The organism is Methanofervidicoccus sp. A16, from assembly GCF_003351865.1.
GTDB lineage: Archaea > AGJL01 > Methanococci > Methanococcales > Methanococcaceae > Methanofervidicoccus.
The window spans coordinates 738,890-753,162 of the sequence record NZ_CP022242.1 but is presented as its reverse complement, the minus strand read 5'-3'; the positions used below and the strand labels follow the sequence as shown (position 1 = coordinate 753,162).

The window sequence follows — 14,273 nt, the reverse complement described above, 5'->3', positions numbered from 1 at the left end:
AAAAAGGAGGGTTAACCATGGAGGCCCTAGACAAGTACGTAGAATACACATCAGTATCAAGTATTGCAGGTCCTCTGTTGATAGTAGAAGGTGTTAAAGGAGTTGCATACGGAGAAATTGTTGAGGTAATAACTCCAAGTGGTGAGAAGAGAACAGGACAGGTTTTAGAGGCTAGGGAAGATATTGCTGTTGTACAGGTATTTGAAGGTACCTCTGGACTAAGTACAGATAGAACAAAGGTAAGATTCACTGGGGAAACTGCTAAGATCGGAGTATCCTTAGAGATGTTAGGGAGAATATTTAACGGAGCAGGGAAACCTATAGATGGAGGACCTGAGATCATACCTGAGAAGAAAATGGATATCAACGGCTATCCTCTAAATCCTGTATCTAGAAGGAATCCTAACGATTTTATTCAGACTGGTATCTCTACAATAGATGGTCCAAATACCTTAGTTAGAGGACAAAAACTACCTATATTCTCAGGTTCAGGTCTTCCACACAACGAGTTGGCAGTGCAGATTGCAAGGCAGGCAAAAGTTAGGGGAGAAGGAGAGCAGTTTGCAGTAGTATTTGCAGCTATGGGTATTACTTCCGAGGAGGCAAACTTCTTTATGGAGGAGTTCAAAAAAACAGGAGCCCTTGAGAAGGCTGTAGTATTCATAAACCTTGCAGACGATCCAGCTATTGAGAGGATTCTAACTCCAAGAATTGCACTAACTACTGCAGAGTACTTGGCATACGAGAAGGACATGCACGTCCTAGTTATACTTACAGACATGACCAACTACTGTGAGGCTCTAAGGGAGATCGCTGCAGCAAGGAACGAGGTACCTGGTAGAAGAGGTTATCCAGGATACATGTATACGGACTTAGCTACCTTATATGAGAGAGCAGGTAGGGTAAAAGGTAAGAAGGGAACTATCACCCAGATACCGATACTTACCATGCCCCATGACGATATTACCCACCCAATACCTGACTTAACAGGTTATATTACAGAGGGACAGATAGTGCTCTCAAGAGAGTTGCACAGGAAGGGTATATATCCACCAATAGACATACTTCCATCCCTTTCAAGACTTGCCTCAAAGGGACAGGGTGCAGGTAAGACTAGGGAAGATCATTCAAAGGTTATCAGTCAGATCTACGCAGCCTATGCAGAGGGTAGAAGTTTAAGAGATCTTGTTGCAGTTGTTGGAGAAGAGGCACTTACTGAGAGGGATAGGGCCTACCTGAGATTCGCAGATGAATTTGAGAAGAGGTTTGTCAGTCAGGGTAAAGATGAAGATAGAAGTATAGAGGAAACTTTAGATATAGGTTGGGAATTGTTGACTATACTACCAAAAGAGGAGTTGAAGAGAATACCTGAGGAGTTAATAGAGAAGTACTTACCTAAGAAATAACTATTTTAACTTTTTTATTATTATTTTTTATAATAATTCTATTTTTAAAAGGTGTAAGTATGGCAGAGGTCAACCCTACAAGGATGGAGTTGTTAAAACTTAAGAACAAAATTAAACTTGCCCAGAAGGGGCATAAACTCTTGAAACAGAAGAGAGATGCGCTTATAATGGAGTTTTTCGATATAATTGAGCAGGCCTCAGGAATAAGAGAGAAGGTAAATAAGGCCCTAAGTGAAGCCTATAGAAATCTAATAATGGCAGAGGCTGTAATGGGTACATTAGCAGTTAAAGAGGTTTCCTTTGCATCAAAAAACCCAAATATTAATTTGGACATAGACTCAAGGAACATAATGGGCGTTACTGTACCTGTTATGGAAGTGGAGAATGTAAGGAGGGATATATCTTCGAGAGGTTATGGGCCTTACGGTGTATCCTCCAAGGTAGATGATGCTGCAAGGGCATTTGAGGAATCTTTGGAACTTATAGTGGAACTGGCGGAGATAGAAACCTCTATAAAACTACTTGCAGAGGAGATAATTACTACAAAGAGGAGAGTTAATGCCTTAGAGTACGTGATAATCCCTAAGTTGGAGGAGATGAAGAAGTATATAGCAATGAGACTGGACGAGATGGAGAGGGAGAACTTCTTCAGACTGAAACTGATTAAAACGAGAATAAGTGCCAGGGAGGAGGGTTAAGTATGTTCAAAGTTAGTGGTATTATTCATGATATCGAAGAATCTATAAAAAAGAAGAAGGGTAGGATCGAATTGGAGATAAGTGGTAAGAGGATACCTATTATAGCAGATGAGGATGTAAATTTTAAAAGTGGAGAGGTAAAAACTGTAAAGATAGAACCTATAGATATACCTTCCTGCACTGTTACCATTATCGACGGTTATGAGAAACATCCCATTGGAGTAACTGTATCCATAGGGGAAGAGATATCCTCACCTTTTGACTCTGAAAGGAAGGGTAAGCATGGAGTATTTATCGCCTTTAAAGATGGACAGGTTAAAAAGGGAGATGTTATCGGTGGGGTGTTTTTGATCCATCTCCATAGGGAGTGATGTTTTATAATGTAAATAATAAAAATATTTTAAATAAATCTAATACAGCAAAAAAGTAAAATAAACTCTCATTTTTTCTAGACTACATTAGATACTGGAGAAACGTAGAATTTTTTAATACCTTTTTTTAGTTTTTTATTCTTTTATTTTTTATAATTTTTATCATAATTATTTTTTATTATGGGAACTTTTATAATATTATCAAGGTGAAACTATGGAGAGAATAAAGGTAACCTCACCTGCAACCTCTGCAAACTTAGGACCTGGTTACGACATCTTTGGACTTGCACTCTCTGAACCATACGACACAATAACCCTCTCAAGATCTAAAGAAGGCATAAGTATATCTCTAAAGGGAAAAGGGGCAGAGAAGATACCTACAGATGTTGATAGAAACACTGCTGGTGTTGTTGCAAGGGAGATGATAAAGGATTTCAACATCGAGGAAGGAGTAAAGATAGAGATCGAGAAGGGAATCAGACCTGGTAGTGGTTTAGGGAGTAGTGCAGCCTCCTCTGCGGGGGTTGCCTTTGCCATGAATGAACTGTTCAACTTGAACCTCTCTAAACTGGAACTTGTTAAATATGCATCCTTAGGTGAGTCTATCTCTGCAGGGTTCCCCCATGCGGATAACGTTGCACCTGCAATATACGGCGGTTTTACAATGGTGATCAACTACGATCCCTTAGAAGTTTTACACATACCTGTGGATTTTGAGGTAGTGGTAGCCCTCCCAGATATAGAGGTGTCTACAAAGAAGGCGAGGGAGATACTTCCAGATAGCGTACCTCTCAGATCTATGGTGAATAACGTAGGGAAAGCCTGTGGGATGATCTACAGTCTCTTTAAGGATGATGTGGAACTCTTTGGAAGGTGTATGATGGGGGATAAGATTGTTGAACCTTATAGATCTCAGTTAATACCTGGATATTCAGAGGTGAAGGAGGAGGTAAGGGATCTAGTTTATGGTATAACTATAAGTGGATCTGGGCCTGGGGTGATAATTGTACCTAAGGAGGGCGAGGTGTCTAAGATAAAGGAGATACTTAATGAGGTATGGGGATGTCCTGTATATCACACTAAGGTAGGTTCAGGTGTTCAGATATTAGAGAGGGATTAATTATTTTTATTTTTATAACACCAATCATTATCATTTAATAGAAAAATTAATAATAATAAAAATATTAAAACCTTAATTAAAAATAATTAATATCATTATGATGGTGATTTAATGGATTTCTCTAAAATAAAAAAGAATTTTCAAAAGTTAAAAGATGGAGAAATTACAGTTAAAGATGGTTTAATATCTAAGGAGGATGCTTTAAATCTATTTAAAATTTCCAAGTTGGAGGACTATATAAAACTCTTTTACTTAGCCTCCCAGGTAAGAGACTACTTTATAAAGGAGATCGAGATAACCTCCACAATACATATAACAAATATTTGTGAAATATCTCCAAAGTGTTTCTACTGTGGTTTCGCAGCAGGTACCTCTAAGGTAGGTTATTATGAACCCTTTAGATTGTCAGACGAGGATATAAAGAGATGTGCTATTGCCATAGAGAAAAGTGGAATATGCCGGGTAAGTTGCTCCTCTGGACATGGATATGAAGGAAAAGAGGTTATCAGGGCTCTAAGGATAGTTAAGGAGAATACCAACTTGAAGGTTTTAGTTAATGCTGGAGGGGATCTAACTGAGGAGAGTATTAGGAAGTTGAAAAAATATGGAATAGATACCATATGTTGTAATTTGGAGACTATCAACAGAGAACTCTTTGAAAGGTTGAAACCTGGGGAGAGTTTAGATAGAAGGATGGAGATCTGCAAACTTGTTAAAAGGTATAATATAGAGTTATCCTCTGGATTGTTGATAGGGATAGGTGAGAGTTATAGGGATAGGGTGGAGCATTTACTATTTTTAAAGGAGTTAGATGTAGATGAAATACCTATTATGGGTTTCAATCCCTATCCAGGTACTCCTATGGAGAATCATCCAAGGTGTTCTGCCTTGGAGCAGGGGAAGACTATTGCGATAACGAGGTTGATGTTTCCTCACATCAGGATAACCTCTCCAACTCCTACCATAGGACCTGAACTTGTGAAGTTTGCACTATTGGCAGGGGCAAGTAATATAGCAACTGTGATACCTGAAAACTATCCATTAGATGTAAAGGGTGTGGGCAATCCTAAGACTGGAAATCTCAGGGAAGTGGTTAGAATGATAAAGGAGTTAGGGTTGAAACCGAAGTTAAGAGATAATCGTGGTTCCTATGAGGTTGAAGGTGGGAGTCACAAAGATGTATAGGGATGTTGCTAAAAATATAGGGATAGAGGATTATTCAGTGGTAGATCCCTACAACACTAAATTGAAGGGTAGGTATTCATTGCTTATTATCTCTAAGGGATATAGGGATAGAGTTAAGAAGTTGAACCCTTTTCCTATCTTTGAGATCTCCTCTGCGACCTTTGACGATCTAATTGAAAGTGTAAAGGGATTGAGTAAGTTAAATATTGGTTCTCCTGAAAAGATAGAGAAGTATCTTTTAGATATAGAGGAGAGGAAGAAATATATTAAATCTCTCAAGTTTAACAGGGATGTGGAGGTAAATCCTGTATCTGATTTTGTAAAGAAGGTAGTGTTAGATCTAGGTATGCCTATATCTAAGAATGGTATTCCTGTGGTACCAGATTATATGGTAGATAAATATAAAGATAATAAAAATATACTCGTGTTGAAAACTCACAGGTACGATTTAACCACTCTTGAGAGAGTAGAGGATAGATATCTATCTCTTATAAGTTTGCTGAACTCTTTATAGTTGTAGTTTGATTTGAGGGGAGAGAGAATAAATATTATTAGAACATAATATCCATTTTAAAATTTTTAATAAAATAATCAAACAATAAAAAATAAAAAATATTTAAAATAAAAAACTCCTATTTCATCCTCAAATAATTTTTTTCTTTCCTAATTACTAAACATTAAAGGAAAAAGATAATATTACTCTTATCATTTCTTTATTAATAACCACTTAATGAGGACTAGGGTTATAAATACTATTTTTACTATTTATTAATTTTATTATCATTACTCTGCTGGTTAAAATAGGTGATAACCTTGATCTCTAAGAGATGTTTCGCTATAACTTCCTCTGATATAAGAAAGATATTTAGCACCTCTTCCAAAGATACTATAAACTTAGGCATTGGAGAACCAGATTTTACCACACCTAAACATATAGTAGAGGCTGCAAAAAGAGCCCTTGACGAAGGAAAAACCCACTACACCCCCAACAATGGAATATACGAACTTAGGAAAGAGATAAGCAACAGGTTAAAGATGGACTACAACTTAGATATATCCCCAGAAAATATAATAATCACCTGTGGAGCCTCAGAAGGTTTGATGTTATCCTTTATGTCTCTTGTGGATAGAGGAGACGAAGTAATAATCACAGATCCAGCCTTTCTATCCTACAGGAACCTCATCCAGTTATGTGAAGGTAGACCTGTGCCTGTAAAACTTGAGGAGGATTTCTCCCTCGATATCGAAAAGGTAAAGGAGAGCATAACTGATAAAACCAAATGTATCGTTGTAAATACTCCTGGAAATCCCACTGGAAAGGTAATGAGTAAGGAGGAAGTAAAGGGAATCTCCGATATTGCAGAGGACTACAACCTAATAATTATCTCAGATGAGGTATATGACAAGATCATCTACGATAGAAAACACTACTCTCCTATAAGATACACCGACAACTGTATAGTTGTCAACAGTTTCTCTAAAACCTACGCTATGACAGGGTGGAGGATAGGCTATCTCTATGTAAGTGAAAATTTAAACAGTGATTTTAGGATTATAGATCACATGACGAAGATACACCAGTACTCCTTTGCATGTGCAACATCCTTTGCCCAGTACGGAGCACTTGCTGCATTGAGGGGGGACCAGAGTTGTGTATATGAGATGGTTAAAGAATTCAGGGGGAGAAGGGATCTGATGGTTAAGGGGTTAAGGGATGTATTTAAGTTATATCCTCCCGAGGGAGCCTTCTATGTATTTCCCAACACCGAGGAGTACGGAACTGGAAAGGAGATTGTTAAAAGGTTGATGGAGAGAGGAGTATTAGCAGTCCCTGGAGTGGCCTTTGGAGAGGGTAGTAAATATTATATTAGACTCTCCTACGCCACTAAGTACGAGTATCTCGAGAGGGCTGTAGAGATAATAAGAGAGACACTCCTAGGAGGGATGTAAATGATTATAAAGATTAAAACCAGAATTAAACCAACAGAGGATAGGGAGAAGGTTATTAAGGCCGTTCGAAATATATTCAGGGATGCTGAGATCCTCATCGATGAAAATAACATACTAACTGCAGAGGCTAAGAGTTTAAAGAAACTTAAAGAACTTATTAGAAGACAGGCTATATTAGATGCTGCGAGAATGGTTTTAGAGAAAGGTATTTCAGGGAATTCTACAAGGTTCGTATTGAATAAACAGGCTGCCTACTGCGGAGTTGTAAATTTTGACAGGGATGTTCATGGAGGTATAGACGTAAAGATTATTGCAGAGGAAGGTGAAGATATAAGAGCCATAGTTAAGGATATTGCACCGAGAACGAAGGATGGAAAAATAGTTGAGGAGGAAGAGATCTTAGAAGATAATATTAATAGAAGTGATGACTCCTTTCTTGGTAGTTAGATCAAATAAATAAGAAAAATAATATTTATAAAAAGAGCAAAAATTTAAGGTTAAATTAAAAAATAAATAATAATGATTATTTAATAATTATTCGGAACTATTTTCCTCCTCTTTTTCACCCTCTACATTGAATATCTCATTTAATTTCTCTTTTAATCTATCTTTACCTTCTTTAACCCTCATCTCGTATATCTTTAAAGGTGTAAATAGGTTGTATATCTCACCCTCATCTACCCCTATATCCCTAGCCCTCGCCTGACATATCCTGATGGCGATATCATTTAAAGATGCATCTATAGTATCTGCATAGTGAAGTATCCACCCCTCAATGGAATCTGGTTTCATAGAGCCATACTCCCCATGGTGGGAGGCTACCACCTTTATAACCTCTATCGGAAAATCCCTCTTGTAGAGTTCTGCAACTGCTAATGTAAGATGCTCTAAATGAAACTTTGGGATATGATCGTACCCTTCACCTTCACTATCCTCTATATAGTTAAAGGGCTTCATAATGTCATGAAGTAGCCCCCCTGCTATCAGCACATCTTTGTTAATGTTTAAACCATAAACCTCCTCAAGAGCCTCTGCTATCTTCAACGCTATCTTCGTTGTAGCTATGGTATGTTCAACTAAACCCCCCTTATACTTATGATGCCATCTAATACTGGCAGGTGAATCCTCAATGGGAATGTTAGTATTTTCAATATCTTTATGTGTTGGAAGGGGGTTCTTTAGAAATTCTATAACCTTTTCCCTTAGATCTTTATCTTTTATCTCCTCCGCCAAGGCTATAAGATCCTCAAAGGAGTACCTCTTTCTCTTATACTCCGTCTTTTTTCCATCTTCCATTTTTTTATTATTTTCAGGAGATTCTATTTTATTATCTTCCATTTTTATTCACCTGTTAATTTATATAGGATATGATTTAACTCTTAAAAATAAGAATCATTTTTATCATTCTTTGATTTTTATATTATTTCTTAAAAAAAAATTATATTCTTATTATTAAAACCTTAGTCCCCATCACTTGTAATTAAAAGAAAATAAAAATAATAATTATTTATTAATAAAAACCCTACTTCCTATCAAAAGGGTAGTTTTAAGAATAATAAAAATAATTATAAAAATAATAAAGAAAAATATCTCAGATATAACATTTTAAAAAGAAGATTGGAGGGGAATGATCCTCTAAATACCTTTTAATATAGTGGATACCAGAATAAGATCTCCTATCTTACCTAAGTGTTCAGAAAGATCCTAAGGATATTTATATGGTTTTTATATTAATTATTTTCATTATGATTTTTAAATATAATAATTATCTTTTTATTATTCTTTTAATTATCACTTTGATGGGAACTAAGGTTATAAAAATAAAATAATAATATCTAAAAAATTAAAAAGAAATCTTACTTGTTTATCCAGTATCCCATATAGGAAGAAAGGGTTATTTTATTTTTTACATCTATCAGAATTTTATTAATTTTATTATTATTCCTCTTAAGATTTTTATTATTTTTTTTATGATAATCATTTTTATTATTTTTTAATCACAATCTTGATAGGAACTAGGGTTAATATAAAATAATCAGTGAAAATGAAACGATATTCCAGAGGATCATCCTTCCTTTAACATTCAGAAGTAGATATATCGAGGTATATCTGTTTATACTTTTAAAATTTTATATATCTGTTATAGAAGTTTTTGTTTTCAAAATCTTTTTTAATTACTTAATTTTATTTATCTCCTCTCCCTCCACTCCTTAGCAATATCCACAAAGTTCTTAATTATCTTCAAACCCTCCTTACTCTCCCACTCTGTAAGGACACTCTCAGGGTGAAACTGCACCCCTTCAATAGGTTTATATCTGTGCCTTATTCCCATCACTATTCTCTCCTCACCTACAGTAGTAGCACTGATCTCAAAGTCCTTGGGCACCTCGAGCACTGCCAGGGAATGGTACCTACCTCCCATAAAGGGATTTTTTACACCTTTGAATATACTTTTTCCATCATGTTTTATTAGAGACGCCTTTCCATGGACAGGATGTACTTTCCCCACCTTTCCCCCAAAGGTATAGGCGATGATCTGATGTCCTAAGCAGACACCTAATATAGGTACATCTACACTCCTTACAATATCTGGGCAGTTCTCAACGTCCCTCCTTTTCTCTGGACTTCCAGGACCTGGAGATATAATTATACCTGAGGGATCTATCTCCCTAACCTCCTCTACGGTTATAGTATTTGGCACCACCTCTACACTGTCGTAGATAGAGGCGTACTCCGCCAAATTCCATACAAAGGAATCTCTGTTATCTATGATAAGTATCATAGTTTCACCGTTATCTATTAACATTCAGGGCACTCATAATTGCTGCCATTTTCCTCTCAGTTTCGATGTATTCATTCTCTGGTATAGAGTCCGCCACTATTCCCGCTCCAGCCCTCACCCTTATGAGATTATCCCTCTCTACCTCAGCCATCCTTATTGCAATTGCAGTGTCCCCGTAGTTGTTTAGTGAGAAGTATCCTACAGCCCCCCCATACACCCTTCTCCTAGATCTCTCCAAGGTATCTATTATCTCCATAGCCCTGTACTTAGGAGCCCCAGTTAAAGTACCTGCTGGAAAAGATGCCTCCACCGCATCGAACATTGTAACATCTTCTCTTAACTCTCCAACAACTTCACTCTCTATATGTTGCACATGACTGTATCTAACCACCTCAAAGAACCTCTTCAATTTAACAGATCCAGGTTTTGAAACCTTCCTGACGTCGTTCCTTGCCAGATCTACCAGCATCATATGTTCAGCCCTCTCCTTCTCATCCTGAAGGAGTTTCTCCGCCAACCTTTTTGTCTCCTCCTCAGTTCTCCCAACGTTTATAGTTCCTGCAATAGGGTTTATCTTTAGTATATTTTTCTCCACAGATGCCATAGTCTCTGGAGATGCCCCTAAAACCTTCTTCTCAAACTCCAAGAAAAACATATAGGGACTTGGACTTATCTCCCTGAGATTCCTATATATCTTAAAGGGAGATAGATCACTCCTTAGGTTGTACTCCCTGGATATAACTATCTGAAAGGCATCTCCATCGTATATGTACTCCTTAGCCCTCTTCACCATCTCTATATATTCCTCCCTCCCTGCATCACAACTTACTATCTCTGAACTACCTGATTCATCTGGAATCTCCCTTTTTTTTGCCCTCTCAACTATTCTCTCAGCCTTTCTCATCTCCTCCTCTGAATTATTTAGGGTAAGGTAGTAGTATCTATTTAGTATATGATCATATACATAGAGACTCCTGTAGTATCCAAAAACTGACGCCTCCTCAATGTCTCCTCCTATGTAGTTATGTACAGCATCGTAGGCTATATACCCTAAGAAACCTCCTATAAACCTCTCATTCGCATCGATATTGGAGGGTGTTTCATCTCCTATTTCGTTGAAATATACTTCCTTTAGACCTTTGAAGGGATTACTCTCCTTGGATATCTTGGTATTGTCTATCTTTGTATCCCTCTTAATCTTTACAACGAACTCAGGATTCGCAGAGATGTAAGTATATCTCGCCTTCGACGGATGCTTATCTCTTGATTCTAATATAAATGAATACTCTCCTTTCTCCCTTAATACACTGTATAACTTTATAGGATCAACATAATCAAACTTTTTTCTGTAGAGTTTCATATCTATCTCCAATTAAGATTTTAGGATATATTATAAATAATTGGGGTATTAAATAATATAATAAAACTATTTATATTAATGTATGTCCATCGAACCTTAGCTTCTATTAAAAATTCTTTAAAAATAGCGATAAATAAAGTATGACAAACTATCCCTACACTAAAACAGCAACTATAAAAATCTGAATAAAATAAAAATAATAAAAATTATTAATAATACTCTCGTTCCCATCAAAAGAATAGTTTAAAAAATAATAAGAATAATTATAAAAATAATAAAAATAAAAAAAATAAGAAAAAGTTTTAAAATAAAAACTTCTGTTATCCCAGGTGCAAAAATTTTAAAAAGAAGTTTGAAGGAGAATGTCCTCTGTAAACTTTCTAGTATAGTGAATACCAGAATAGGATTTTCTATCTTATCTAAGGGTTCCGGAAAGATCTTAGGATATTTAATGATTTTAATATAGATTTTATACTGATTATTTTAATCATGATTTTTATTATAATGATTATCATTTTCATCGTTCTTTTAATCACTACTTGGTGGGAACTAAGGTTAATAATGTTAATGTAAAAAATAAAAATCTTTAAATTGCTAATAATTTTGACATAAAGTTAATACTAGTTAAAAAGGCAGATCTCACCTCTATCCGCTGGTTTGTGCTAACTATTATGAAGAAGAAAATTTTTTACCCTTTTTTATACTAAACAACAGTAATAAAAATAACAATTATAATAAAAATTAAAATAAAATAAAAATTCTAAAACTAATAATTAGTAACTAAACAAAAAAATATAAAAAGTAAAATATGACTCTTATCTCTAGTTTATACTGGGTATTTAAGAAACAAGAAGATATCTATTAATCATGTCTTCTTAAGAATCTTATCTTTTTTCTTTTTTTTGTTAGGTTTTAAATCATATTATATTATTTTTATCATTAAATAAAATAATCCCGAAACTAAAAATTTCCAGGATCCCTGAACGTCTACCTCTATCGGTTATAAAAGGAATCAACCTCTTTTTATTTCCGTACTCAAAATGTTAAGAGATAATTTTAATTATTACTTAATAAGAACTAAAGGTAAATGCTAACTTCTAATCTTACTTTATTTTATCCCTTACTTCCCTCTAAAACCCCCTCTTTCAACTCCTTACACTTCTCCTCAAGTTTTTTTACAGTTTCCTCGGAATCACCGTACTTCTCGATTATCTTCACATAGGCACTCCCTACAACAACCCCATCTGCTCCAGCCTCAATAAATCTCTTAGCATGCTCCTTCTTTGATACTCCAAATCCAACATAGATAGGATTTTTACATATCTTCTTAGCCCTCTTTAAAAAGTCTAGAGCCAAGGTGGAGATATCTTCCCTAACCCCTGTAGTACCGTAGAGTGAGACTAAGTAGAGGAACATAGTACATGCCCTATCTATCTCTCTCAACCTCTCCTCAGAGGTATTAGGAGCAGCAAGGAACACTGTACCAATATTGTACTTCTTACAAATGGAGAGATAATTCTCTGCCTCCTCTACAGGTAGATCCACCACTATTAATCCATCACCTCCAGCCTCCTTCAACCTCCTTATAAAGTTCTCCACTCCCATGTTAAATACAGGGTTATAGTATGTCATCACAACTACAGGAATACTAGAATACTTCCTAAACTCTTTTATAATGTCAAAAACCTTGGAAACCTTCATCCCACCCTTTAACGCCCTAACATTTGCCCTCTGAATAGTCTCCCCATCTGCCATGGGATCACTGAACGGTATACCCAACTCTATTATATCTGAGTACTTACTTAGAGCCTTCATAAACCTCAGTGTTGCCTCTACCTTTGGATCCCCTGCAACTATAAAACTAACTAACTTCTTCTCCATGTAATCACTCCCTTATTTAAATTCTAAATGACTCATTACAGTATGTAGATCCTTGTCTCCCCTACCTGAGAGATTTACTATAATGATCTCATCCTTATCCATATCCTTCGCTATCTTCATTGCATGGGCGAGGGCGTGAGAAGACTCAAGGGCTGGAATTATGCCCTCAGTTCTAGAGAGTTCCAAGAAAGCATTTAGAGCTTCCTCGTCTGTTATTCCTACGTACTCCACCCTACCTATATCCTTGAGATAGGCATGTTCAGGTCCCACCCCAGGATAGTCCAGCCCTGCAGAGATACTGTGAGTGGTTTTTATCTGTCCATCCTCATTCTGAAGGAAGTAGGAGCACATACCATGAAGTATACCTTTCTTACCCTTAAGTAAGGTGGCGGCATGTTTATCTGTATCTAGCCCCTCTCCAGCAGCCTCCACTCCAATGAGTCTAACCTCCTTATCGTCTATAAACTCATGAAAGATACCTATGGCATTACTCCCTCCTCCAACACAGGCGACGATACAGTCAGGTAGTCTTCCCTCTATCTCCAATATCTGCCTCTTAGCCTCCCTCCCTATGACAGATTGAAAGTCCCTAACCATTGTAGGGTATGGATGGGGCCCTACAACGGAACCTATTAGATAGTGGGTATATTCGAAGGTCTCCACCCAGTCCCTTAAAGCCTCGTTAATGGCGTCTTTTAATGTTTTTGAACCAGATTCTACTGGATACACCTCTGCCCCATGGAGTTTCATCTTATATACGTTTAACTTCTGCCTCTCTATATCTATACTTCCCATGTATATCCTAGTTTTCATCTTGAAGAGGGCCCCAGCCATGGCGGTAGATAATCCATGCTCCCCTGCACCAGTCTCTGCTATCAATCGTGTTTTCCCCATCTTCTTTGCCAGAAGAGCCTGCCCTATACTGTTGTTTATCTTATGGGCACCTCCAAGGAGTAGATCCTCCCTCTTTAGATATATCTTAGCCCCTCCTATCTTCTCTGTAAGGTTTTTGGCGAAGTAGAGAGGTGTCTCCCTACCGGCGTAGTTCTTTAAGTAGTAGTCTAGTTCTGCCTTGAATTCAGGGTCGTCTTTGTACTTCTTGTAAGCCTTTTCCAGTTCTTTTAGAGGGGGTTTAAGTACCTCTGGAACGTACTGTCCCCCGTACTCTCCAAATCTCATTATTTTATCACCGTCTATTTTTTAAATAAAAATACCGTAGTTTAGAATAACCTCTAAGATAATTATAGAGACTGTAATTCCCAATACCTTTTCAGGAGATATCTTTATCTTTGAAATGTCTGTATCCATGTACCTAATCAATCCTGCACTTGTGGCCAACCCCCTATCTTCATCTCTTCTTGCCATGGTATCACTCGTTGATAATTTTATAAAATTTTCAAGACTTTACTATATTAAAATTGCTTATTATAAAAACATTAGGATAAAAATATTAAAAAATAATACAGTAGTTAACAATTATATGAAGATAGATCACTGTCCAAATAGAACCAATAACAACT

The 14,273-nt window shown here is 36.5% G+C and carries 14 protein-coding genes; 8 read left to right on the top strand and 6 right to left on the bottom strand.

Going from position 1 to position 14,273, the window contains the following annotated elements:
• Positions 1-17: 17 nt before the first annotated feature.
• The 8 genes from CFE53_RS03575 (at position 18) to CFE53_RS03540 (ending at position 7,177) form a co-directional block, all read left to right on the top strand.
• Positions 18-1,406: an ATP synthase subunit B gene (locus tag CFE53_RS03575; protein ID WP_148120514.1), complete on the top strand. Its 1,389-nt coding sequence runs from the start codon at positions 18-20 to the stop codon at positions 1,404-1,406.
• Between the two features lie 59 nt (positions 1,407-1,465).
• Complete coding sequence (locus CFE53_RS03570; RefSeq protein ID WP_148120513.1) at positions 1,466-2,104, top strand: V-type ATP synthase subunit D; 639 nt, start codon at positions 1,466-1,468, stop codon at positions 2,102-2,104.
• Positions 2,105-2,106: 2 nt separating this feature from the next.
• A complete protein-coding gene (locus CFE53_RS03565; RefSeq protein WP_148120512.1) occupies positions 2,107-2,475 on the top strand; it encodes a DUF22 domain-containing protein in 369 nt (122 codons plus the stop codon).
• A 214-nt stretch (positions 2,476-2,689) separates the two neighbouring features.
• Positions 2,690-3,595: a homoserine kinase gene (locus CFE53_RS03560; RefSeq protein ID WP_148120511.1), complete on the top strand. Its 906-nt coding sequence runs from the start codon at positions 2,690-2,692 to the stop codon at positions 3,593-3,595.
• A 111-nt stretch (positions 3,596-3,706) separates the two neighbouring features.
• Positions 3,707-4,780: a 5,10-methenyltetrahydromethanopterin hydrogenase cofactor biosynthesis protein HmdB gene (gene hmdB / locus CFE53_RS03555; RefSeq protein ID WP_148120510.1), complete on the top strand. Its 1,074-nt coding sequence runs from the start codon at positions 3,707-3,709 to the stop codon at positions 4,778-4,780.
• On the top strand, positions 4,746-5,294 hold the full coding sequence (locus tag CFE53_RS03550; protein WP_371678260.1) for a hypothetical protein: 549 nt from the start codon (positions 4,746-4,748) through the stop codon (positions 5,292-5,294). The genes hmdB and CFE53_RS03550 overlap by 35 nt, the downstream gene beginning before the upstream one ends.
• A gap of 299 nt (positions 5,295-5,593) precedes the next feature.
• Positions 5,594-6,730, top strand: a complete 1,137-nt coding sequence (locus tag CFE53_RS03545) for a pyridoxal phosphate-dependent aminotransferase (protein WP_148120509.1) — start codon at positions 5,594-5,596, stop codon at positions 6,728-6,730.
• Positions 6,731-7,177: an RNA-binding domain-containing protein gene (locus tag CFE53_RS03540; RefSeq protein ID WP_148120508.1), complete on the top strand. Its 447-nt coding sequence runs from the start codon at positions 6,731-6,733 to the stop codon at positions 7,175-7,177.
• Between the two features lie 87 nt (positions 7,178-7,264).
• On the opposite strand, the gene CFE53_RS03535 is transcribed toward CFE53_RS03540, so the two are convergent.
• The 6 genes from CFE53_RS03535 to CFE53_RS03510 all read right to left on the bottom strand — a co-directional run bounded on the left by CFE53_RS03535 (position 7,265) and on the right by CFE53_RS03510 (position 14,118).
• The gene (locus CFE53_RS03535) at positions 7,265-8,026 is read right to left on the bottom strand and encodes an HDIG domain-containing metalloprotein (protein ID WP_253254785.1); all 762 of its coding nucleotides are present in this window, start codon (positions 8,024-8,026) and stop codon (positions 7,265-7,267) included.
• 892 nt (positions 8,027-8,918) lie between these two features.
• On the bottom strand, positions 8,919-9,512 hold the full coding sequence (locus tag CFE53_RS03530; protein ID WP_148120506.1) for an aminodeoxychorismate/anthranilate synthase component II: 594 nt from the start codon (positions 9,510-9,512) through the stop codon (positions 8,919-8,921).
• A gap of 10 nt (positions 9,513-9,522) precedes the next feature.
• Positions 9,523-10,872 (bottom strand): anthranilate synthase component I, encoded by a 1,350-nt coding sequence (locus CFE53_RS03525; RefSeq protein WP_148120505.1) that lies wholly within the window; start codon positions 10,870-10,872, stop codon positions 9,523-9,525.
• Positions 10,873-11,985: 1,113 nt separating this feature from the next.
• Positions 11,986-12,753, bottom strand: coding sequence for a tryptophan synthase subunit alpha (trpA, locus tag CFE53_RS03520; protein WP_148120504.1), 768 nt, complete (start codon positions 12,751-12,753; stop codon positions 11,986-11,988).
• A 12-nt stretch (positions 12,754-12,765) separates the two neighbouring features.
• On the bottom strand, positions 12,766-13,932 hold the full coding sequence (gene trpB / locus CFE53_RS03515; protein ID WP_148120503.1) for a tryptophan synthase subunit beta: 1,167 nt from the start codon (positions 13,930-13,932) through the stop codon (positions 12,766-12,768).
• 21 nt (positions 13,933-13,953) lie between these two features.
• On the bottom strand, positions 13,954-14,118 hold the full coding sequence (locus CFE53_RS03510; RefSeq protein ID WP_148120502.1) for a preprotein translocase subunit Sec61beta: 165 nt from the start codon (positions 14,116-14,118) through the stop codon (positions 13,954-13,956).
• Between the last annotated feature and the right edge of the window lie 155 nt (positions 14,119-14,273).